Raw genomic sequence first — 22,704 nt, 5'->3', positions numbered from 1 at the left:
CATGAAAGTGGCGTCACGCGCCATGGGCATGAAAAAGGGGCGGAAAAAGCCCGCCCCATCCATATGAACCGACACGGAGCAACCGCCCTAGTCATTCCCGCCAAAGGCCGGACGGGTAGCTTCGAACAGGAACCATGTCCGGCGTTCGGTCTCATCAATCCATGTTTCCAGCAGGCTGGCGGTGGCAACGTCATGACCCTCGTCACACACACCATGGACCGCACGCAGGCGTGCCGTCAGGGCCAGGTTATCTTCCCGCAGTTCAGCCAGCATGTCCTCCGGCGTGACATATTCCGCATCATTGTCCGCAACCTTTGTCAGCCGCCCGATTTCCCCTACCGAATGCAGTGTCGTGCCCCCGATCTTGCGCGCCCGTTCGGCCAGCGGATCGGTCATGGCGAATATCTGTTCCCCCTGTTCATCCAGCAGCAGGTGATAATCACGGAAATGGCGGCCACTCATGTGCCAGTGGAAATTCTTGGTCTTGATATACAGCGCGAAAACATCTGCCAGCACCGCCTTCAGGCCTGTGGCGATTTCATGCACTGCTGCCTGCTTAAGGCCCGTTGGCGTGCCAAGATAGGTCCGGACATGGGCCGCGCCTGCCTGTGCCATCCTGTCTGTCATCATCATTTCCCCTGTTCTGGTGCAGCACCCGCCATGGCCGGGCGCAAACGTGGTGGCTGCCCCCCTTAACGCCGGGCGATGGGCGCGGTTCGTGGTGGACGGGCATGCATGGGTGGTATCGTTTTCACCCCGTGATTTTGTATTGCAATTGATATTCGTTTGCAATAAGACCAAAGCACTCACGGCACGATCAGGCAGTTTTCCCAACCGTCGATTTCCCAGCACACCGCCGTGAAAACTCCTGCGGCATCGCACGAATGCGATGCCGCACTCCTTTTTTTCATGCAGGGACCATGTCAATCATGAGTGAAACCACAGGATGCACGGCCGACTGGCACCTTGAACATTCCTCACCGGGCCTGTTTCTTCACTATCTTGATCCCCGGCGCCCTTTCGCCCGGCAGATCAACATGCTGACGGCCCGGTTCCGTGACATACAGGCCCTGTGCAACGATGGCGCCGTCTCCCCCGCCCTGACCCGGCTGCGCAATGCGCTGGCGTTCCACATGGTCAGGATGTCACGGTGGTGGCGGTTTGATTTCTGCCCCCGTGGCGTGACCGGCGTGCGCAATCCGCTTTTCCTGACCTATGTAAAGGCGCATGCTGAACGCTCGGCTGACGATGATGCCCTGTTCGACCTGTTTACCCTGCAACGCCACATGCATGCGGGTGACGGGGGGCATATCCTTGTCGTGGGGCAGGATCCGTTAACGGACCCATCCGTCTCCATCCTGTATGGCGTGGACGGGCAACGTAATTTCCGCTTCGCCACCGGTTCACGTGGTGTCGAACCGCTATGGAACGGACAGGCCTATCCCGATTTTGCGTCCGCATGGCTTGCCGCGCGTGCGGTACATGCCCTGATCCGGGATGACAGCACGGACATACATGAATACGAAACTGCCCACCGCGAACATATATGGGCACGGTCATGGCACCACCGGCATTTCCACCGTAGTGGCAAGCTGCCGGTCATCCGTCTGTATGCGCAGGCCAATGCACAGTTGATGAACTGCCAGTCGGCCTTTGGCCGCGCGGAAATGAAAACGGTGGTGGAGCGTATCGCCTTTGACATTGCCCGCACCGCGTTCCAGCGGCACATGACGGTTGCGGACCTGATTGAAGAAAGTGACGCGCTTTCCATCAGCCTCCGCTCGGCCAATACCATAAAGCAGCGCGCACGCGCCTATGTGGCGACCTGCATCGACCCGATTGCCCGGCCCGAAATGGATACGCTGCTGGACCGGGTCGTGTCCTATGTCCCGCGTCGCTGTCCGTAAACAGGCAGCCGCGTCCCGGCATTGACCACGGGGCGCGGATACCTGCTTCGTTCAAATAAATACGGCTGCATTACTGTGCGGTATAGCCACCATCAATAACCAGTTCGCTGCCGGTCATGAATTTTGATTCATCGGATGCCAGGAATACGATGCCATAGGCAATATCATCCGGCTCCCCCAGATGACCCAGCGGATGCAGGTCAATCAGCTTCTGCCGGGCTGCGGCCTGGTCCGGGGTTTCCTGGGTAAAGCCCTGCACCATCGGGGTCCAGATGTAGCCGGGATGGATGGAATTGACCCGAATCCTGTAACCCTGTTTCGCACAGTGCAGTGCGGCTGATTTGGTGAACAGCCTGACACCGCCCTTGCTGGCGTTATAGGCGGCAAGCGTGGGGTCACCGACCAGCCCCTCGATGGAGGACAGGTTTATGATCGATCCCCCACCATGTGGCTTCATGGCTTCCACGGCGTAACGCGTGCCCAGAAATACCCCGTCCAGATTGACCGACTGCACACGCCGCCAGTCAGCAAGACTGGTTGTCTCGACAGAACCGGCATAAAGGATGCCAGCATTATTGACTGCTATATCCAGCCGCCCGAACTTCGCGGCAATGGCGGCCATCGCCTGCTTCCAGTCATCTTCAGCCGTAACGTTAAGCGGGACGAACAGCGCCTCACCCCCTGCTTGCGTAATTTCGGAGACGACGGCCCGACCTTCATCCGCCTTCAGGTCGGCCACAACCACTTTCGCCCCTTCACGCGCCAGCAGCAGGGCTGTCGCCCTGCCGATCCCGCATGATGCGCCGGTAACAAGCGCCACCTTTCCCGATACGCGTCCCATGTTTTTATGCTCCTGAATAAGTAACCTTCTTTAAAATATAAGGAAATTCTCATTCAGGGCATTGACGCCACACAACACATTCATAATTTCATGACACGTTTTCGTGATTCTTCTGCCCTGACCTCAGGTCAGGAAACAGCCTGCAGTCATAAAGACGTTTTTGTTGAAGCTTTTTTTCCAAAAGCTTCAAAGAATGCCGCCTTTCGAAAAAAGACGGCACTCAAAACCTTTTATTTGTTTTCAAAAGATCCCTACGCCGCTTCGGCATCCTTTTCGGGAACGGCATTGGCAATTTCCATAAGCGCACGCCCAAGCTCGGTCTTTATCATGCGCTTTGCATAGGCTTCCAGCGCCGCCGCATCGATGAATCCACGACGGAAGGCCACTTCATGCGGAGAACCAACCAGTAACCCCTGACGGGACTGGATGGTCTGCACGAACTGTCCCGCCTGCATCAGGCTGTCGGGCATGCCGGCATCAAGCCATGCACAGCCGCGGCCCAGCCGCTGGACATGCAGGTCGCCATTTTGCAGGTAAATCCGGTTCAGATCGGTAATTTCCAGTTCCCCACGCTGCGAAGGCTTCAGGCTGCGGGCATATTCGCGCACATGCCCATCATAGAAATACAGCCCCGTTACAGCCCAGTTCGACAGCGGGTGCGTGGGCTTTTCCACAATATCCAGCGCATGCCCGTCTGGGGCGAAACTGACCACGCCATAACGTTCGGGATCACGTACTTCATAGGCAAAGACCGTGGCCCCGGTTGGCCGGTTGGCCGCGGCGCGCAACTGTTTGCCCAGATGGTCGGCAAAAATCAGGTTATCACCCAGTATCAGGCCACATGGCGAATCATCCAGCCAGTCATCGGCAATGATGAAGGCCTGCGCGATGCCATCGGGTGAAGGCTGCTCGCGATAGGTGAAGGTTACCCCCAGATCCGATCCATCCCCCAGAAGGCGGCGGAACAGTGGCAGGTCCGCTGGCGTCGAGATGATCATGATATCGCGTATCCCCGCCAGCATGAGCGTGGACAGCGGATAGAAAATCATCGGCTTGTCATAAACCGGCAGCAACTGCTTGCTGACTGCCTGCGTCATGGGATGCAGGCGCGTACCCGAACCACCAGCCAGAAGAATGCCCTTGACCGGTTTCGTTGTAGTATTCTCGCTCATGCTGCTGTTCCCATCTTGTCACCCGCGTGGCCAAGGCGTTCCCCGCTGTAACGGGCGGCCCGAATGCTTTCCCACCATTCCCGGTTATCCAGGTACCACTGCACCGTGCGGCGGATGCCATGTTCAAAATCATGGCGCGCACGCCAGCCCAGTGCCTGTTCCGCATGGGTCGGGTCGATTTCATAACGGAAGTCATGTCCCGGCCGGTCGGTCACATGGCGTATCAGGCGCGCATGCGGGCCTGCCGGATTGGGACGCAGTTCATCAAGTATTGCGCAGATTGCTTCCACCACCTGCATGTTGGTACGCGGCTGTCGCGCGCCAATGGCATAGGTTTCACCCGGCTGTCCCTGTTCCACCGCGCGAACCAGCGCCTCGGCATGGTCTTCGACAAACAACCAGTCGCGTACATTCTGTCCCGTGCCGTAAACCGGCAGTTCCCGGCCCTCGATCGCATTGATCGTCACCAGGGGGATCAGTTTTTCAGGAAAATGCCACGGCCCGTAATTATTGGTGGTGTTGGTGACAAATGTCGGCAGGCCATAAGTATGGTACCATGCCCGCACCAGATGGTCGGATGATGCCTTGCTGGCCGAATACGGACTACGCGGGTCATAGGGGGTCTGTTCGGTAAAGGGCGGGTCACCGGGACGTAACGCACCAAAGACTTCATCAGTCGAGATATGGTGAAAACGGAATGATTTCCGCCGCCCCTCATCCTGTCGCATCCACCACGCCCGCGCAGCCTCAAGCAATGTATAGGTACCAACTATATTTGTGCTGACAAATGTGCCGGGTCCGTCAATGGAACGGTCCACATGGCTTTCCGCTGCCAGGTGCATGACGGCATCGGGGGCGAAATCGTCAAATACCCGCGCCATGGCGGCAGCGTCCGTAATATTTGCAACTTCCAGCCTGTAACGCCCGCTTGCCGTGGCGTCTTCCGTTGCCCTTATACTTGCGGCATATGTCAGGGCATCGACATTGAGGACATCATGCGAGGTCTGGGCAATCAGGTGCCTTACTACCGCGGAACCGATAAACCCGCAGCCTCCCGTTATCAGTATGCGCATTTCCTACTTCCTTCCCCCGTAACATGGCCGTACGCCCCCATGACTTTTCACAACGGGAAAAAAGCCGATCGTTCCACGCATTGAAGCCGGACAGGAATACTGTAACAACCATGTATAACCACAATCAGATTACGACAGTCTAATGGGCGGTCTGTGTCATAAATATGGAGAACGGTGCCTTAATGAGACAAAAAACAGTATTGAGGCAGAATAACACGATTTCCTGAATACAGGGGGTCAGGCCGCACCGCGCACTGCGATCATGGCATCACGTGCTTCGACCCGCTGCATGACCCTGCGGCCAAAACGCTGCGAAGGGCGTTCAACCAGGTGATAACAGACCGCACCCACAAGCAGGCACAACCCGAATATTGCAAAAGTCACCGCAAGCCCCGGCACGAAGCCAAGATGACGCAGCCATTCGCCCATACCCCATGATATGATGCCAATAATCAGGTAATGCGTCAGGTAAAACGAAAATGATATACGCCCCAGCCAGATGACCGGCCCCGAACGCAACAGCGCATCCACCCCGCCGCGCTGGTAGGCCAGCCCGAAAATAAGTGCCGTAAACCCGAAAACATCCAGAACCGGCACAACCGGAAAGAACAGTGTCGCCGCAATAAACGCGACAGCCGCCAATGTAATGGATGATGCATGCCGTTCCATGCTGTCGGGCAGCATATGATAGGCGCGGTACAGCAATATCCCCGCAGAAAAGCAAAAGAACATGCGAATGGCACCAAATGTGCCTGTCGGGTTATTATTGGCATGATGGCAGACAAACAGCACCGCAACCAGCACCCCAAGGCTGGCCACGCACAATGCAAGCGCATGGCGCGGGGATACAATACGCATCGCCCCCATGGCCAGCAGCGGGAACAGGAGATAACCCAGCACCTCCGCACTCAGGGTCCATGACACGATGTTCCATTCCCCCAGCTTCAGCACGGTCCAGCTCTGGACCAGCAGCAGGGTCTGCACAAACCCTGGCAGGGACAGGTTATGTGCGCGATAGGCGAAGGCCGGATCGGTATAATAGCGCTGCATGGCTACATAACCGGGCGAAAGCAGCACAAGCGGCACCATGGCCAGCAGCACGAATGTATTGAGTGGATAGACCCGGAAGAAGCGGACAATAAAAAAGTCCCGGATAACATGCCACCGCAGGACAGCGAACTGCCCTTCATGCACATGCATGAGGATAAAGCCCGACAGCACGAAAAACAGGTCCACGCCCCGAAAGCCGTTAAACAGAAACAGCGAATGCAGCATCCATGGCTGGTGCAGGATATCGGCAGCCAGACCATAGAAATGGGTCATGAAAACCCATAACGCCGCAACTCCACGTACGCCGGTCAGGCTGGGGATGGAACGGGCCTTGGGCATGTTATCCCCCTAATTGCATGTATCTTGTCAGGTTTTAGAAAAACCGCTCGTCGATCGTCACCACATCACCGGGCAGCAGGACGGTCGCACGTGATATGCGGCCTTCATGTGCGGGGGTATCAAGGTCTTCATGCCGTACATCGGTCGCACGGTTGGTCACGGCGCGATAGGTAAAGCCACCTGCCAGTGCGACAGCGGTCAGCATGGTCATGCCCGGCTGATAGGGATACTGGCCGGGGTGGTTGACCTCGCCCAGGATATAGATCGGCCTGTACTGCGCGACTTCCACCGATACGCTGGGCTGGGTCAGGATACCCTTCTGTTCAAGGCTGGTGGAAATGCGCTGGGCCAGGTCACGTGGCTCGGCCCCTGCCGCATGCACCGTACCCAGCAGCGGGAAATCGATATTTCCATTGTCACTTACGGTAAACGTGTTGCTCAGTTGCGGGTCGTTATAGGTAATGACACGCACCTGATCGCCCGGACCAAGATGGTAGGCCCGGGTATCGACCGCTTCAAAGGACTGCTCCCGCGCCGAGGCGCAGCAGCTCAGGGCAAGCAGGGCCGTGACGCCGGCTGCCTGCATCATCATGGGCCGACACGTGTTCCGTATCATTGCAAACATGGTCACTCCCAAATCATTCAATGTGGTTTTCCTTCGCTTTCGCCCGTACGGCCAGCCTTTGTCAGCCGGAAAAGGAAAAGCCCAACAGTATTGTATTGCTCGTAAACGTGGAAAGACGCCCCGGGATGTTCAGATAATTCACGTTCCCGCCCGATGTGGCGTTATTGACATAGTTGTAGGTAAGGGACGCACGGACGTGACGGTCGATGTTCCAGAAAACAGATCCGCCAAAATGGATCTGTTTCTGCAGGCGGCTCCCTTCCAGGCTGGACGTGGCGGAACCCGTGGTGACCGTCATGCTGGACTGCGATGCGCTTTCCCCATATTCAGCGTAGGCGCGGAGGAACACGTTATGCCGCAGTTCATGATCCCATTGCATCCGCACGTCGGTTACGACCTGATTGCGGGCGAACGGGGTTTCCGGGTCGCTCAGGTGGCGTGCCGCCGTCAGGGTGACGGTATCGATGCGGCGCGGCATCCATGACACATTGACCTCAAACGTGGGGGTCGTGACCGAAGGGCTGCGGCCGCTGCTGAAACTGCGTGTTTCCCCGCCAACCAGCAGGCGGTACTGCCACACCTGCCCGCTACGGAAATCCACACCACCGAAACCTGCCCCATCGGCATAGTTGTTGACCGATGCCTCCGGTGCGGAATCATACTGTGCCGTGGACCCGCGAAAAACGATGACAGCCGCATTCCCGCGCGAAAATTCATAGCGCGAGGTCAGCGACCCTGTTTCAGTCTTGTGACTGATGGTGCCGTAATCAATGGAAATCGGCCCCGGCGCCGTCCCGAAAGAGAAGTCCTGATAATCGAATGCCGGGATCAGGCTGAAACGGCCAAACATCTTGGTATAGGTCAGTCGTCCGTCATTGACCTGATAGGGCACGGGATAGACCACGCCATACACGCCCAGATTGGTGGCGGACAGGTGGTACTGATAGTGGGAATAGGCCATGCTGAGCGTGTCGTGGCCCAGGTTGAGCGTCCCGCCGATATTGCCGTGCCAGTTGGTGTAACTGGCGATCGACTGCGTGGGATAACGATGGTCATCCATACCTACCGACGCCCCCAGCGCGTGACGCCGCCAGCGTGAATTGACGCTGACATTGGCCGAAGTCTGCACTACGGGGCTGCCCGACCCCGGGATACCCAGCGTGTTGGAATTATAACCCACGTTTTCCGACGCGCTGGGCCGTAGCAGCCAGCTACCCAGGCCAATGCCGTCCGTCTGCTGGCCCATCATCTGCCGGGTTACAACCGACCCGGTCATATCCGTGGAATAACCGGGAATATCAGACGGGAAAAGCTGCTGGATCAACTGCGCATGCGCACCGTGCGCATGCAGACCGATCCCCAGCACCACCACCCCGACCGGTCCCCGCGACAGGCAGCGCCATACCCTGGCACCATCCTGCAACCGCCCTACCTTCATACCTTACCCTAACCTGTAATCGTAAGACGGGGATTGCCCCCCGCACGCTGGATAAATCGGTGAGCCATGTCACGCAGTCCCGGGTCCAGCCGGTATGCAGCGACAGCCATCGCCAGCCCCGCCATGGTGGCGGCGCATGCGGAAGCTATCAGATTCATGGGAATCAACAGACTCACAATCAGCGCCCCTGTCATTATCAACACCCCCGGCACAAGTCGCCAAGTCTGCTGTGACAGGCAATCCGACAACAGGTAAAGAGCAATTAAATTAATCGTGACCCGCAACGTCCAGGCTGCGGCGGCCCCCGGCAGGCCCCACCATTTTATCATGACCCACAGCACGCAGAAAAAGGGCAGGATCTCCACCATCGAGACCTTGGCCGTGATATGGGGCCGCCCCTGCCCCTGCAGCAACCCGTACGGCAGGAAGGCAATACCGTTGGTCCATGCCCCGAACATCAGGATTTCAGCTACGGGACGCGAAACATCGGCAAAGCTCCCGCCAACCCACATATGCAGGAACGCCCCCGAAAACAGGATGCCCGGCGCGCAGATCATGCCAAACCCGTAGGTCAGCGACGCGGTGGCCCGCCGGGTCAGGTCGACCGCCTCCCCCCTGTCAGCGCGCGACAGGCGCGGGAACAGCGTGCGTGCCAGCGCCGTCGCCACAACCTGCGAACGCATGGCAAGGTTCATCGGCACGGTGTACTGCCCCACCGATGTCACCCCCAGCGTCGCACCGATGATAAGCTGGTTGGACGTATCCAGCAGCGGGTTTATCAGGCTGGAAATACTGACCCATGATCCGTAGCCCAGCAGGCGCTTGAGCCATTTCACGTCAAAATCCATTGGCCGGATCGGCCATTCCAGCACCATGACCACGCAATAGGCCAGCCCGATCATGGCCAGCCGTGACAGCACGATGGAGGGAAGGACAACCGTAAGTTGCGGACCGAAAAAATGGATGCAGATCAGCGGAATGATCTGCCCCGCCATGGTGGTGCTGGAATTGAGCATGTTGGACAGCAGGAAGCGTTCACGCGATTCCAGCGCCCCCGTCGCCACGCCATTGACCATGCCCAGTGGCAGCATGACCGCCATCCAGGGATAGGCATGGCGCGTTTCCGCCAGCAGGTCGGGCGGGATACGCACGAAATGCAGCAGAACCATGTCCCCGATCGGATACAGGATCAGCCCCCCCAGCGCCCCCAGGCCAAGATTGCTGTAGAACGCCGTCATCAGCACGGGCGAACGCTCACGCGCCGTGGCGTGCCCCAGCTGCGCCAGCGCATTGGCCGATGCGCGTGACAGCCCGAAATCCAGAAACCCCAGATACCCCAGCAGGATCCACGAAATCGCAACAATGCCGTACCGGTCCGTGCCAATAAGGTGAAGGTAAAACGGCACGGTGCCCAGCGAGACGATGATCGGGAAAATGGAACCGAATACGTTGAACAGGAAATTGGTGGAAAATTTGCTCTGCGCCATCACTCCGCCCCTGCTGTCGCCATGACGGATCGTGGCCCCGCCTGACCCAGAACCTGTTGATAGAGGCGCACATATTCCTGCGCGACACTGTTCCAGTCGTAACGGCTGGCCACTTCCATATTACGCGCCCGCAATGCATCCGCCGTATCGGGCAGGGATGCGGCCAGTGCCTCCACTTCCCGTGCGCCGGGGGCAAGGTTGTCAGGATCGACCATGACGCCTGCCGCTCCCTGCTGCATGAGCCGGGCAAAGGGTGTGATGTTGCTCAGGATCGGGACCAGCCCTGCGGACATTGCCTCCACCGCCGCAAGGCCAAATCCCTCATGCGCGGACAGACAGCCAAAGAAGCTTGCCTCCCCCATCAGGTCACGCAGGGCGGCATCCGACGGGCCTGACACGATACGCAGGGCATCCGTAATGCCACATGCCTGTGCCTGCCGCTGCAGATCGGCCACCGTCAGGTTGGAATCCTGCCCCGCAACGATCAGTTTCCAGTCCGGACTTTCGCGCCGCAGCAGGGCGACAAGCTGGAACAGGAGCTTGAGCCGCTTGTGCACGGCAAAACGCCCGAAAGCAAGGATGGTGCGCCCCGGCGCATGGGATGCCGCATCACGGAAGCGCGTCTGGTTGATGCCGTTTTCAATCGTCTGCAACCGTCCCGCCGCCACGGTACGGAACAGGTCGGCATCACTGTAGCTGCATGCGACAATGCGTTTATATGCCCGCACGGAAACCGGCGTGATGGTGCGGAACCATATTTCCTTGATCCGCCGCAACGCACCGGTATGGAAAAAACCGCCATGGGTGGACGCGATCATGGTCTTGCGGTGGAACGGCCATGTCCATGCCAGAAAATCGAAAAAGAAATCGATCGCATGGACATGCAGCAGGTCAAACGTCCCGATATGCCGCAGCACCTGTGGCGCCAGCGGATAGCGGGTCGAACCCCGCCATGGAATGCGGATGACCGGTATGCCATCGACCATGTCACGATGCGCAAGCCTGCCCTGGCGCCCGAATACACTGTCGAGCGTCAGGACCTGCGCATCAATGCCCATATCCTGTCTCTGGCTGCGGGCAAGGTTGAGCAGTGAATCCTCCAGCCCACCGACAGAGGGACTGAACTGGCGACAGATATGCAGAACTTTCAAGATTTCGTCCCCCTGTTGTTCATTTCTCGTCAAAACGGCTCAGGATCTTGATGTCCCGGTTGCCGTAGCTGTAGCCCATCACGTCCATGGCGTTATCTTCCACCATGGTGGCCACCACGCCCGCCACTGGCGCGCCATATCCCTCCAGCCGTTCCAGGCAGGCCATGACGGCGCGCTGCGCAGTGCTTTTCCAGCGGCAGACAAAAATGACCTGATCGGCCATATTGGCGTGCACCAGCGCGTCACTCAGTCCCAGCAGCGGTGGGCAATCGATGATGACTAGTTCATACGACCGCTTCAGTTCCGTCAGTATCGCGCGCAGGCGCCGGATTTCGACGGGGCTGAAGGCATGCTGCATCGTGCGGCCTGCGGGAATGTAGTCAAAACCGGTATCGGGGTCGGTGCGGATGACGTCGGCCACCGGCACCCCTGTTGTCACAAGATCACTCATGCCCAGTGAGGGACGGCCCGTCGTGGCATCGGCCAGGTACTGGTCCAGCATGCCCCGGCGGTGGTCGGCATCGATCACCAGTACCTTCTGCCCGCCCCGCCGTGCTACTGTCGCCATCCACAGCGCCAGCGTGCTCTTGCCTTCTTCCGGTCCGGCAGAGGTAATGGCGAGGCACATCGGCTGCCCCGCTTCATGCACCCGCATGGACAACTGCATGACAAGACTGCGTACCGCCTCGGTCGCGCGGGAATACGGGTGGTCGATCACATGCCGTCGCACGGCCTGTTCCGTCCGTCCCCCCACCTTGGGCACGACCGCCAGCAGTGGCAGCGGAACGGCGGCACGCAGGCGTTCGATTTCGGTAAAACCCGCAGCAAAGTAATCACGCAGCAGGACAGCCCCCGCCCCGGCCGCCAACGCCACGGCCATCAGCCCCAGACCGATTTTCTTGCGGTTGGGAAAGCTGGGCACATCAGGGGCGGAGGCGTGCGAGACGACAGCGATGGGCGGCTGCAGCAGGGCTGCGCGGTCCACCACTTCCTTGGCGTGCTCCAGAAAGGTTTCATACACGGCGCGTGCACTCTGCGCTTCCTGGTCCAGCGTGCGGTACTCCGCCTGCGGAGCACTCTGCCCGCCTGCCTTCTGGCGCAGCAGGTCCAGGTTTTCATTCAGGCGCTGGACTTCGGCGCGGGCGGAAATCTGGTCTTCGCGGATGGTGCTCAGGGCCGCCTGCGTCTCGGCTTCCAGGCTGGCGCGGGTCGTTGCGATCTGCTGGTCCAGCGCGCGCAGGCGCGGGTGCTGCGGACCATAGGTGGCCGCTTCCTCCTGCCGTGTGCTCTGCAACTGCATGAGCGCATTGGCGGTAGCCACCAGAATGGGTTCCTGCGACAGGGCAACCGCCGCACGCGCATCCCCCCTTGCGGCCGCATCACGCAGCGCGTCGGCACGGGCCTGCGCTGCGGCCAGCCGCCCTTCCGCCTGACTGAGGTTGGCGGAGGTGTCGGCAATCTGGCGTTCGATCAGCGGCGTGCTGGTACTGCCCTCGGTGGTATTGGTCAGGCCATGGGCATTATCAAAGGCATTGGCCTTCTGCACCGCATCCAGCCACCGCTGCCGCAGGGCGGCCGTCCGGTTGTCCAGCCATGTCGCCACATGATTGATGTCCGCCGTCTGCCGCGCCAGCGCGATGCGCTGGTAATTCGTGACCACGGCATTGGCCAGGGCCGCCGCACGCAGGGGATTGCCATCAACCACGTTGATATCAAGGATCTGCGTGCGGGGTTCCGGTGTTATGGTCAGGTTGTTGAGGAAGGCGTCTTCCTCATGCTCACGCTGCACCTGCGGGTCAACCGGCGTGCTGGCATGGCACAGGAACCCCAGCCCCATGTGGCACAACCGGTCGCGCATGCCCACATGGGCTGCGGCGGCCGGTGGCGGCAGTTCCGCCAGGACGGCGGCAGCGACATCACGCGAATGGATCATCGCGGCTTCGGTCGACACCAGTTCATCATCTGGCGGGGCTAGGTTCTGCTGCTGCCCGTTGGGGGCCAGCGGGTCCTGCTGCGCGCGCCCCGACACCACGACGGTCGTGGTCGCGGTATAGCGCGGCTTGAGCGTCAGCATGACCGCCCCGCCCGTGACCAGCACACCCAGAACGGTCAGCGCGAACAGCATCCTGTGCCGCAGGAATGCCCGTATTGTCTGACGGATGACAAGGCCCACATCGTGCGCTGTCCATGACATTGAAGTGGCCCGCCCCTGTATGGAAACGTAATTCATGCTGTTTATCCGGCAAGTTTCCGCGAAATGGACGACGAGGACCGATGCAACAGCCTGCGCCGCAAATAAACGAGGACATGAAACCCGAATACAGGCAGTCCCAGCAGGTAACGCCGCCACAGCCTGCGCGGTTCACGCACCAGGCGCACAAGCCATTCCAGCCCCATGTTCGCCACCCATCGGGGGGGACGGCGCACACGTCCGGCCGCATGGTCAACCAGTGCGCCCGCCGTAATGATGACACCGGTGGAAAGGTGATCCATATTGTCATACAGCCAGCGTTCCTGTCGGGGCATGCCCATGGTCAGCAGGATGATGTCAGGTTGCGTCGCCCGCAGGCGTTCAAGCAGCAGCGTGGATTCACGCGATCCGGGTGTCGGGTCAAAAAAGCCATGCTGCGTGCCCACCGTATGCACGCCATACCTGTCGGAAAAGGCTTTTGCCGCCCTTTCCACCACATCCGGCTTCCCCCCGATCCAGAACACCGATGCATCCCGCCCCAACTGCGACAGGGCCGCCCCGATCCATTCGGGTGGCGTGGTGCGTGGCAGGTGACGCCCCGTCAGCATGATGCCCGCAAGCTGCACACCCGCCCCGTCACAGAACGCAATGTCGGCACGTCGGAACAGCGTGCGCAGCCATGGCTGTTTTTGCGAAACCACCGCCATATGGGCGTTGGCGTTGACGACTGTCATTTTCTGTCCCGCCCGAACTGCATTCACCACGCGCTGGACAATGTCCGTACGCGATATGTCGTGCAGCGGCAGGCCCATGACATCGACAATCGTGTCGTCCACTGCGATTCCTGTATTTGCGTTCATTTGAATACACCGTTCATCATCATGAAAATTGAGGAATTCAGAACGCATTCCGACTGAAAATCTCGCGCTTTATGGTCAGGAAAATGATCTTGATATCCAGCCAGATCGACCATGCGCGTATGTATTCCAGGTCCAGTACCACACGGCGGCGCAGGTCATCACGCGTGACCAGTTCCCCCCGCGATCCATTGATCTGCGCCCAGCCGGTAATGCCGGGCTGCACACGGTGACGGGCAACATATTCCTCCATCGCCTCATGCAGCAGTTGTCCACCCGCGCGCGTCTGCGGTGCATGGGGACGTGGACCGACAAGCGACATCTCACCGCGCAGCACATTGAAAAGCTGCGGCAGTTCATCAATGCTCAGCCGTCGTATCCATCTGCCAACACGGGTTACGCGCGGGTCGGTGCGCGACGTCTGGCGCGCGGCGTCCATATCCGACATATCCGTGTACATGGACCGGAACTTGAATACGTTGAAGTAACGGTTGTTGAACCCCTGCCGTGGCTGACAGAACAGCACGGGACCACGGGAATCCAGCTTGATCGCCAGTGCGACAAGCCCCAGCACCGGGGCCAGCGCCACAAGCAGCAGCATGCTGGCGGTCAGATCGAACGCGCGTTTTTCCAGCATGTCCCATTCACTTAACGGACGGCGCTGCAATACGGTCAGGGAAAACGGTCCGAAGCGTTCAACCGGCCAGCCGTGACAGTCCTCCGTCATAAGCGATGGCACGACATAAACATCCGCCAGCACGCCACGCAGGCGCCACAATATGTCCATGACATGCTGCTGCCCGCCCTCGGCCGGAGAAAAGCATATGATGACTGCATCAATGTCATCCTCCCGCGCATGCGCGACCAGCTGTTCTATCGTGCCGTCAACATTGCTGCCCTGATCGTCAAAAATCCCGACGAGGCGGAACATGCGCTGCATGCGGGTATTGATGCGGGTGGCCATCTGCGCCGCCTCCCCGCCCGAACCGATGATCGCCACCTTGCGCGCCAGGCGACGGGTCACCGTGCGCGTATGCACGATATATGTGCCCACACACCGTTCCAGCATCAGCGCAATCACCACAAAGGCCAGCCATTCCGCCCCCATGCGCAACGTAACGGCAGGCGGCCATGACAACATGAGCAGAACGGTGCAGAAAATCACCTCGCCGAACACGACAGGCAACAGTAGGTAGCGGATCTGACACGACACCCGCGTCAGGTCGGGAATATCCAGAAGCGGAATATTCTTGGGGAACAGAAAAAACGCCCCCGCCGCCATGATATTGGCCAGCAGAAGGGCGCCAGACAGTTCATCAGGTGTATCATAAATACGCTGCCACGTAATACATGCCATGATGGCAAGGCATACGGACATGGCATCCGACACGACCACCGCCTGTGTCAGAACGGGATGACGGTAGGCGAAGCTGTCATCCCCGGTGCGCGCCGTATGAACCCGTCGGGGGATGCTGTCGATCCCGGCAGATAGCGACGACAGGTCCGTTTCATCATTTTTCAAGTGCCTGAGTGCCTCGCTCATTTTGAAACATCTCCTGTCGGCGCGGAATGCAACCTGACGCCACATAAGGCTTCGCCTGCCATTTTCCGCACTGCACAATCGAGTGCGAAATGATCCTCATCTGTTGTTGTTTTTTACAGTGCCCGGAATGCCCGGTTATCCTGACCGGGATGTTCCGGGTATTTTAGGGCAAAAATATGTCATGACACAAATACATGGAAAGAATTTCCCACTCATATTTTATTCATGACAGTCGCATATTTTTTACAAGTACGTTATTATAACGTAACGATATGAGCGCATATCGGAAACATGGACTGTTCAATAAAAAAGCCGGTAGCCACATGCGTGAAACCCTTACTGCGACCTTCACGCATGGACCGACACTTTATCTTACTGCCGACCGTAAGTGTCCTCAAAGCGGACGATATCGTCTTCACCCAGATATGGACCCGACTGGACCTCGATCAGGGTCAGGGGAATACGCCCCGGGTTTTCCAGCCGGTGCATACACCCTAACGGCAGATAGACACTTTCGTTTTCCTGTAACATAAGTTTTTCTTCATTCCGCGTGACGATTGCAGTCCCACTGACCACAACCCAGTGTTCCGCCCGGTGAAAATGCTTCTGCAGCGAAAGTTTCTGGCCCGGATACACCACGATCCGCTTGACCTGGAACCGTTCACCCTGAATCAGCCCTTCGTAAAAACCCCATGGCCGGTAACAACGATTGTGAATTTCGGCTTCCGCCCTGTTGGTCGTCCTGAGATGTGACACAAGAGCGGAAACATCCTGCGCGTAATCACGATGAATCGCGAGAACCGCATCAGATGTCACCACCAGCACGATATCCGTAAGCCCCGCCACGGCCGTCAGCATCCCTTCGCTGCGCACGTAACAGTTATGGGACTGTTTCAGCACGACATCGCCTACCACCACATTCCCGCTGGCGTCCTTGTCCCCCAGTTCCCATAACGCATTCCAGTTCCCGACATCCGACCAGCCCAGATCAGCGGGAATGACCACGGCGCGATCCGTGCGCTCCATGACCGCGTAATCAATGCTGACATTGGGAGAACGCAGGAAGGCTGTGGTTTCCAGCCTGCGGAAAGTCAGGTCGTTTTCACTGTTGAGCAATGCCTGCCGCACGTTTTCCAGCACGTCGGGTTCATGCCGTTTCAGTTCTGCCAGCATGACGGATGCCGGGGCAAGGAACATGCCCGAATTCCACAGATATCCCCCTTCATTCAACATTTCGGTCGCACGCAGATGGTCAGGTTTTTCAATAAAGCGGGCGACCCGGTACACGCTGTCATCAGGGTGATCGGGATACAGGGGCACGCCAAGGCGTATATAGCCGTACCCCGTCTCAGGCACGTCGGGTTTCATGCCGAATGTGACGATATAGCCCTCGCGCGCCACGACTGATGCTTTTTCCAGAATTGCAGGCAGGCGCTCGGGATACCGAAAAACGGCATCGGCGGCCATGATCCACAGAAGGGTTTCGGGATCATCCTGTGCCGCCAGCAGGGCTGCGGCCGCAATCGCTGCCGCCGTATTGCGCACGGCGGGTTCCAGGATGATACGCCCGTCCTCGCACCCGTTTTCGCGCAACTGTTCCGCGACAAGAAAACGGTGCGCGTTATTACAGACGACAATCGGCGGCGCGAACGCCGTCCCCGTGGCGCGTTGCAATGTTTCGCCGATCATTGTCTGGCTGGATGCCAGTGCCCAGAACTGCTTGGGGTGACTGGCACGCGAAACGGGCCACAGCCGCGTTCCCGTCCCACCGGACAGGATAACGGGCGTAATGGTCCGGTTACGGGGTTCAGGCACAGATACGGTTACATCCGTTGCTGTCATAAACGTCATGATCGTGACTCCGTCCTGCGTGTTTCATGCTGCACGTATCCGCTGTTTCCCGAAGGGAACAGAACCGGTCATGGCGGACATTGATGTTGCGAATGCACTTAGCGGAAATTTTTTTGTCAAGAATGTGGTGCTCAAACATATTTTCGTCGTGATCATGCCCTTGTGTAGCATCCGCATGACATCTTCCGGGTTACGGAACATGCGCATCTTATTACTTTTGTTTTTATTCAACCCGCTTTGAAAAGCTTTAGATTCCGGCCTGTTCCGGACAACAGGCCGTGATACGAAATCAGGGAGGTCCAGGTGCGAATTGCTATGATTGGTGGAGGCTACGTTGGGTTGGTCTCCGGTACATGTTTTGCTGAATTTGGCACCGACGTTGCCATTGTTGAAACCAACCCGGACCGCCTGACCGCCCTGCGTGAAGGGCGTATCCCGATTTATGAACCCGGCCTGGACCGCCTGGTTGAAGAAAACGTGGAAGCAGGGCGCCTGACCTTTGGTGACGACATTGCCGCCGCGGTCAAGGGAGCGGATGCGGTGTTCGTGGCGGTGGGCACGCCATCGCGCCGGGGCGATGGGCAGGCGGATACAAGTTATGTCTACGCCGCCGTGGAACAGATCGCGCGCGTGGCGGACGGCTACACCGTCATTGTCACCAAATCGACCGTGCCCGTTGGTACGGGGCGCGAAATTGCGCGTATCGTGCGCGAAACGCGTCCGGACCTGGATTTCGATATTGCATCGAATCCGGAATTCCTGCGTGAAGGCAACGCAATTCAGGATTTCATGCGCCCTGACCGTGTCATTATTGGCACTGACCAATATAAACCTGAGGGTACGGAACGAGCACAGAACATATTGCGCAAGCTGTACAGGCCGCTCTACCTGCTGGAAACGCCCATTGTCTTTACAGGACTGGAGACGGCGGAACTGATAAAATATTCCGCCAATTCGTTCCTCGCGATGAAAATCACCTTTATCAATGAAATCTCGGACCTGTGTGAAAAGGTTGGCGCCAATGTCAACGACGTGGCGCGCTCCATCGGGCTGGATGGACGTATTGGCAAGAAGTTCCTGCACCCCAGCCCCGGCTTTGGTGGGTCCTGTTTTCCCAAGGATACACGCGCACTGACGGCAATCGGGCGCAATGCGGGATCACCCGTACGGCTGATCGAAACCACGGTTGCGGTCAATGACCAGCGCATGAAGGATATGGGTGAACGTATCATCGCCTTTGCCGATGGGGATGTACGGGGGCTTACGATCGGTGTGCTGGGACTGACTTTCAAGCCTGAAACCGATGACATGCGCGAGGCGGCGTCCATTACCGTTCTGGACATGCTGGACAAGGGAGGGGCGCATATCCGTGCGTTTGATCCCGCCGGCATGACAACTGCCCGCCCCGTGCTGCCACACTCCGTTACCTACTGCACGGATGCACTGGACGCGGCGAAAGGTGTCGACATTCTTGTGGTGCTGACGGAATGGAATGAATTCCGCTCACTTGCCCCGGAAAAGCTGGCGCGGGAAATGAAGGGCCGCAAGATTGCGGACCTGCGCAATATCTGGGACCCCAAAACCATAAAGGATGCGGGGTTCAAATATATCTCCCTCGGGCGGCCGGACGCGGTTCAGCCGCGCTAACCACAGCACAAAATCCGGACCATGCATGCGCATGGTCCGAATGCTTATTGCGACATTTTCCAGAGAATGCTCGAAAACGGATTATTGATAAAAACAAAAATTTTCGGGTACCGCCTTTTCAAAAAAACGGTACCCGGGAACTTTATTTTTCATCAATGAACTATTTGAACACCATACCGGACATCAGGAATGGCATAACCTGCGCCTGAGTGCAGCCGCCACCTGCCGGATCATGGCAGGCAGGAATGCCGGTCGCCGCATGATACGCCGGAAAATCGCCCCTACTGCCCCTGAACGCAGCGCCACGGACACAAAATAGGAATCATCCAGACGCTGCAGTCCCGCCGCACGCTGGTGCAGCAGGTCCACCAGTTCGGGATTGTCCCGGATACGTGGATCTCGCGCCAATGCCAGCGCGGTATCGTGCATGTCACGATAGGCAATGACCGTACGCGACATGCCCGATGCACGTCCACTGACACTGCCCTGCCGCTGTGTATAAAGATACGTGGCATGATCGATCAGGAAAAACCTGCCGCCAGCCATAAGGAAGGCGATCATAAGCAGGAAATCCTCCCCATGCCGCACCACCGGATCATAACGTATGCCATGGGCAAGCATGAATTCCCGCCGGAAAACAGGCTTGAGCAGCCCCCAGTCAAATCCGTCCCCGCCCGAGCGGTTATGGGCAATGTAATCACGCAGGCCAACAGGATTACGCGGCACCTGCCCCGCCCCCATCGCGCGGCCCGTCACCTGGCCTGCCATGGCGTCATAATAGGCCAGATCATCCGCCACCGCGTCACAATCCCCGACTGCGGCACGTGCCATCAGCACTTCCAGCCTGTCGGGGGCAAAGGCATCATCCGCATCAAGAAAGGCGATCCAGTCGCCCCGTGCGGCACCCAGCCCCACATTGCGCGCAACCGATGGCCCCCCGTTATACGGCGTGGACATGACGCGGATACTATCATGCGCACGCGCCAGCCTGTGCAGCAGGTCTGGCGTGCTATCGGTGGAACAGTCATCCACTACGATGATTTCCATCGGCGCATGCGTCTGTTCCAACGCGGAACTGACGGCGCGCATGATGAAGGCCTGTGCATTATAGGTGGTAATGACCAGACTGACGGACATGGGAACGTTCATGGGATGCGTCCTGTCATACTGTCGTAAATGTTTTCCAGTGTTGCCGCCCAGCGGGCGACGTCATGCTTCTGCGCCACGAAAACCGGCCCGGCCGCAGACATACGTGCTGCCAGATCATCATCACGCAACAGGTCCAGCAGGCGCGCGGCCAGCGTCGTGACATCCCCTTCGGCAAAGGCGAAGCCTGTCGTGCCATCAATAATGCCCTCCGTCGCACCACCCCGCGCCGATGTTACGACCGGGACACCACTGGCCTGGGCTTCCAGCAGGACCAGGCCCATGCCTTCCGCATCACCATTGGCGGCGGTGACACTGGGCAGACAGAAAACACGGGCCTGTTCCAGCAGCGGCTGCATTTCGGCTGCTGAATACCGGCCGTAAAACGAAACACCATCCATTCCCGTGGCAAGGCTGGTCAGCATCGGGCGTTCGGGGCCGTCCCCCGCAATGACCAGTTGCGCATCGGGCATTTGCGCACGAACGGTGCGAAAGGCATCGATCAGGTAGCGACAGCCCTTTTTTTCCACCAGCCTGCCTGCGAACAGGATAACCGGCGCCCGCCGGGCAACCGGCTGGCCGGTCGGATGAAAGCGACGGACATCAATCCCGATGGGACAGACATGGATACGCTGTTCGGGCAGGCCCGCACGCAGCGCGGCCTCACGTATGCTGTGGGATACCGCTACGAAACTGACCTGTGGCACGGTAGCCAGCTGTTTCAGCCTGCCGGGATAGGCACGCCATCGCCGTCCCCCGCCACCTGCGGCGAACCAGTGCATATGGGTCGTGATATCCGATCCATGCAATGTGACCAGCAGCGGCACATGCAATGCCCGCGCCACGGACCATGCCTCCACGCCGTCAAAACCGAAATGGGCATGCACCAGATCCGGATTTACCGCGCGCGCCAGTTTCATCATACCCGGCACGGGGCGTTCCAGGTAACGCGATCCCATGCCGATCAGGCGCTGGAACAACGTGGGCGGCCCATCATGCAGCGCCCGGATGGCCATGCCGTCCAGCGGCAGCTGCCCTATCGTCCGCTCCCCGATCAGCACGGGGCGCCAGCGTGTCAGGGCACGGGCCTGATCGCGCACGAATGTTTCCGACCATGGCAGGATCTGCGTTCGGTATATTGCCACACAGGGCCTGGATGCACCAGGCGTCCCTTCCTGTGCCATCATTTTCATGCCGCGACGGCCTGCGCGGGGACGGTCTGGGTCTGGGTTACGCCGTGGCCATGCCCGCGACGACACGCACGATCGGTACGCGAGGATTCCCGGCCATAACGCCGCACCAGCGGTGCAAGCAGTACGCCCAGTACAAGGTCCTTGTACATGGCGCGATTGCCGAAGGTCCAGAATGAACGTTCACTATACCCCCCTTCGCGCACCAGTCTCACAAAGGCCGCGATGCGGCGTGGCAGGCTGCTGCCGGAACAGATTTCGGCGCGCGTGGTATAAAGTGGCTCCAGTTCGCGCCATGCTTCGGCTGCAGTACGCGCACGGGCGCGCAGCGTTTCAGACCAGGATGCCGTCTGGGCCAGATCGGCAAACATGTTGCTGTCCTGCACCGTCATGCGTGCAAGGTAGCGGTAGGTATCAGCCCGATCTTCCAGCCGGTAACGCCAGCGATCCACAAAGGTGGGTTTGGTCCGCTTGCCCGACCCCACCGTATTGCCACCATGCAGCCGGTATTCCGTCAGTTCGTCATCCAGATAGACAATGGTGCCAATACCGGATGCGACAAGGAAAAAAAACAGGTCATGGCCCATTTCCTTGCCCGGGTTGTAATGGTCCCCCATGCGTGCCCACAGGGCTGCCGAAGGTTTCAGGTCCGCGCGGAATGTCTGCATGAAACCATAGGAAAAACACCACGGCTGCAATGTCAGCGGACGCGAAACGGGGGGAACGGGCGGGGTTGCATAAAAAGGCGATATGGGCACGCGCCGTTCATTCACCAGATGCGCGTTATGAAAGACCATCATGACGTCAGGGTCGTTCATGAATGCCTGCCGCACACGTTCCAGGTTATCGCTTTTCCAGAAATCATCCTGATCGCAAAAGGAAATCAGATCCCCTGAACTCAGGCTGACCGCATGCATGAAATTACCCTTGTAGCCAAGGCGTTGCGCATTGCGGTGAATCTGCACCGGAAAGGGTGCCGTACGGGCGAAATCGGCCACGATATCCAGCGTGGCATCAGTCGAACCGTCATCCGTCACGACCAGTTCGGCAGGCAGGCACGTCTGTGCCGCCAGACTGTCCAGCTGTTCGCGGATATGGGCCGACCCGTTATAGGTTGCCATGACAACCGAAATGCGTGGTCCGTTATCACCTGCCTCAGTCATGTTCTCGCTCTTTCCTAATACTTTGCACAGGGA

18 protein-coding genes are annotated in these 22,704 nt (G+C 58.7%); 2 read left to right on the top strand and 16 right to left on the bottom strand.

The features are described from left to right. Positions 1 to 87 precede the first annotated feature (87 nt). Positions 88 to 630 (bottom strand): Dps family protein, encoded by a 543-nt coding sequence (locus tag ACE2AA_RS16225; RefSeq protein ID WP_193557594.1) that lies wholly within the window; start codon positions 628 to 630, stop codon positions 88 to 90. Between the two features lie 299 nt (positions 631 to 929). On the opposite strand from ACE2AA_RS16225, the gene ACE2AA_RS16220 reads away from it, so the two are divergent. Further along, positions 930 to 1,907, top strand: coding sequence for a hypothetical protein (locus ACE2AA_RS16220; RefSeq protein ID WP_141259321.1), 978 nt, complete (start codon positions 930 to 932; stop codon positions 1,905 to 1,907). Positions 1,908 to 1,977: 70 nt separating this feature from the next. Here ACE2AA_RS16220 and ACE2AA_RS16215 read toward each other — a convergent pair whose 3' ends face one another. The 12 genes from ACE2AA_RS16215 to ACE2AA_RS16160 all read right to left on the bottom strand — a co-directional run bounded on the left by ACE2AA_RS16215 (position 1,978) and on the right by ACE2AA_RS16160 (position 17,525). Further along, positions 1,978 to 2,748 carry an SDR family oxidoreductase gene (locus tag ACE2AA_RS16215; RefSeq protein ID WP_141259320.1) on the bottom strand — a complete coding sequence of 257 codons (771 nt, stop codon included), beginning with the start codon at positions 2,746 to 2,748 and terminating at the stop codon, positions 1,978 to 1,980. Positions 2,749 to 2,999: 251 nt separating this feature from the next. Beyond that, complete coding sequence (rfbA, locus tag ACE2AA_RS16210) at positions 3,000 to 3,920, bottom strand: glucose-1-phosphate thymidylyltransferase RfbA (protein WP_395370498.1); 921 nt, start codon at positions 3,918 to 3,920, stop codon at positions 3,000 to 3,002. Next, positions 3,917 to 4,993, bottom strand: coding sequence for a dTDP-glucose 4,6-dehydratase (gene rfbB, locus ACE2AA_RS16205; RefSeq protein ID WP_141262383.1), 1,077 nt, complete (start codon positions 4,991 to 4,993; stop codon positions 3,917 to 3,919). The genes rfbA and rfbB overlap by 4 nt, the downstream gene beginning before the upstream one ends. 237 nt (positions 4,994 to 5,230) lie before the next feature. Continuing rightward, on the bottom strand, positions 5,231 to 6,382 hold the full coding sequence (locus ACE2AA_RS16200) for an acyltransferase family protein (protein ID WP_395370496.1): 1,152 nt from the start codon (positions 6,380 to 6,382) through the stop codon (positions 5,231 to 5,233). A 34-nt stretch (positions 6,383 to 6,416) separates the two neighbouring features. Then, positions 6,417 to 6,974 (bottom strand): polysaccharide biosynthesis/export family protein, encoded by a 558-nt coding sequence (locus ACE2AA_RS16195; RefSeq protein ID WP_141262381.1) that lies wholly within the window; start codon positions 6,972 to 6,974, stop codon positions 6,417 to 6,419. A 94-nt stretch (positions 6,975 to 7,068) separates the two neighbouring features. After that, positions 7,069 to 8,445: an outer membrane beta-barrel protein gene (locus ACE2AA_RS16190; protein WP_395370495.1), complete on the bottom strand. Its 1,377-nt coding sequence runs from the start codon at positions 8,443 to 8,445 to the stop codon at positions 7,069 to 7,071. A gap of 8 nt (positions 8,446 to 8,453) precedes the next feature. Next, positions 8,454 to 9,932 carry a flippase gene (locus ACE2AA_RS16185; protein ID WP_141262380.1) on the bottom strand — a complete coding sequence of 493 codons (1,479 nt, stop codon included), beginning with the start codon at positions 9,930 to 9,932 and terminating at the stop codon, positions 8,454 to 8,456. Continuing rightward, positions 9,932 to 11,083 carry a glycosyltransferase family 4 protein gene (locus tag ACE2AA_RS16180; protein ID WP_395370493.1) on the bottom strand — a complete coding sequence of 384 codons (1,152 nt, stop codon included), beginning with the start codon at positions 11,081 to 11,083 and terminating at the stop codon, positions 9,932 to 9,934. The genes ACE2AA_RS16185 and ACE2AA_RS16180 overlap by 1 nt, the downstream gene beginning before the upstream one ends. Before the next feature lie 19 nt (positions 11,084 to 11,102). Then, positions 11,103 to 13,313, bottom strand: coding sequence for a polysaccharide biosynthesis tyrosine autokinase (locus ACE2AA_RS16175; protein ID WP_227001126.1), 2,211 nt, complete (start codon positions 13,311 to 13,313; stop codon positions 11,103 to 11,105). A gap of 5 nt (positions 13,314 to 13,318) precedes the next feature. Next, positions 13,319 to 14,134: a WecB/TagA/CpsF family glycosyltransferase gene (locus ACE2AA_RS16170; RefSeq protein WP_141262378.1), complete on the bottom strand. Its 816-nt coding sequence runs from the start codon at positions 14,132 to 14,134 to the stop codon at positions 13,319 to 13,321. A gap of 37 nt (positions 14,135 to 14,171) precedes the next feature. Continuing rightward, positions 14,172 to 15,674 (bottom strand): exopolysaccharide biosynthesis polyprenyl glycosylphosphotransferase, encoded by a 1,503-nt coding sequence (locus tag ACE2AA_RS16165; RefSeq protein ID WP_227001125.1) that lies wholly within the window; start codon positions 15,672 to 15,674, stop codon positions 14,172 to 14,174. Between the two features lie 372 nt (positions 15,675 to 16,046). After that, positions 16,047 to 17,525, bottom strand: a complete 1,479-nt coding sequence (locus ACE2AA_RS16160; RefSeq protein WP_141262377.1) for a mannose-1-phosphate guanylyltransferase/mannose-6-phosphate isomerase — start codon at positions 17,523 to 17,525, stop codon at positions 16,047 to 16,049. A 315-nt stretch (positions 17,526 to 17,840) separates the two neighbouring features. Between ACE2AA_RS16160 and ACE2AA_RS16155 the strand changes: the two genes are divergently transcribed. Next, complete coding sequence (locus ACE2AA_RS16155) at positions 17,841 to 19,172, top strand: UDP-glucose/GDP-mannose dehydrogenase family protein (RefSeq protein WP_141262388.1); 1,332 nt, start codon at positions 17,841 to 17,843, stop codon at positions 19,170 to 19,172. Between the two features lie 183 nt (positions 19,173 to 19,355). Here ACE2AA_RS16155 and ACE2AA_RS16150 read toward each other — a convergent pair whose 3' ends face one another. From ACE2AA_RS16150 to ACE2AA_RS16140, 3 genes are read right to left on the bottom strand one after another with little or no spacing between them, the layout of a single operon-like run. Continuing rightward, entirely contained in the window at positions 19,356 to 20,321 is a 966-nt protein-coding gene (locus tag ACE2AA_RS16150; protein ID WP_141262376.1) for a glycosyltransferase family 2 protein, read from the bottom strand. Then, complete coding sequence (locus ACE2AA_RS16145; RefSeq protein ID WP_395370490.1) at positions 20,318 to 21,463, bottom strand: glycosyltransferase; 1,146 nt, start codon at positions 21,461 to 21,463, stop codon at positions 20,318 to 20,320. Before ACE2AA_RS16145 ends, ACE2AA_RS16150 begins: the two co-directional genes overlap by 4 nt. Positions 21,464 to 21,507: 44 nt before the next feature. After that, on the bottom strand, positions 21,508 to 22,671 hold the full coding sequence (locus tag ACE2AA_RS16140; RefSeq protein ID WP_395370489.1) for a glycosyltransferase: 1,164 nt from the start codon (positions 22,669 to 22,671) through the stop codon (positions 21,508 to 21,510). Positions 22,672 to 22,704 lie beyond the last annotated feature (33 nt).

This window comes from Komagataeibacter diospyri (genome assembly GCF_043995075.1).
GTDB lineage: Bacteria > Pseudomonadota > Alphaproteobacteria > Acetobacterales > Acetobacteraceae > Komagataeibacter > Komagataeibacter diospyri.
This window is presented reverse-complemented; position numbering and strand designations above follow the sequence as displayed.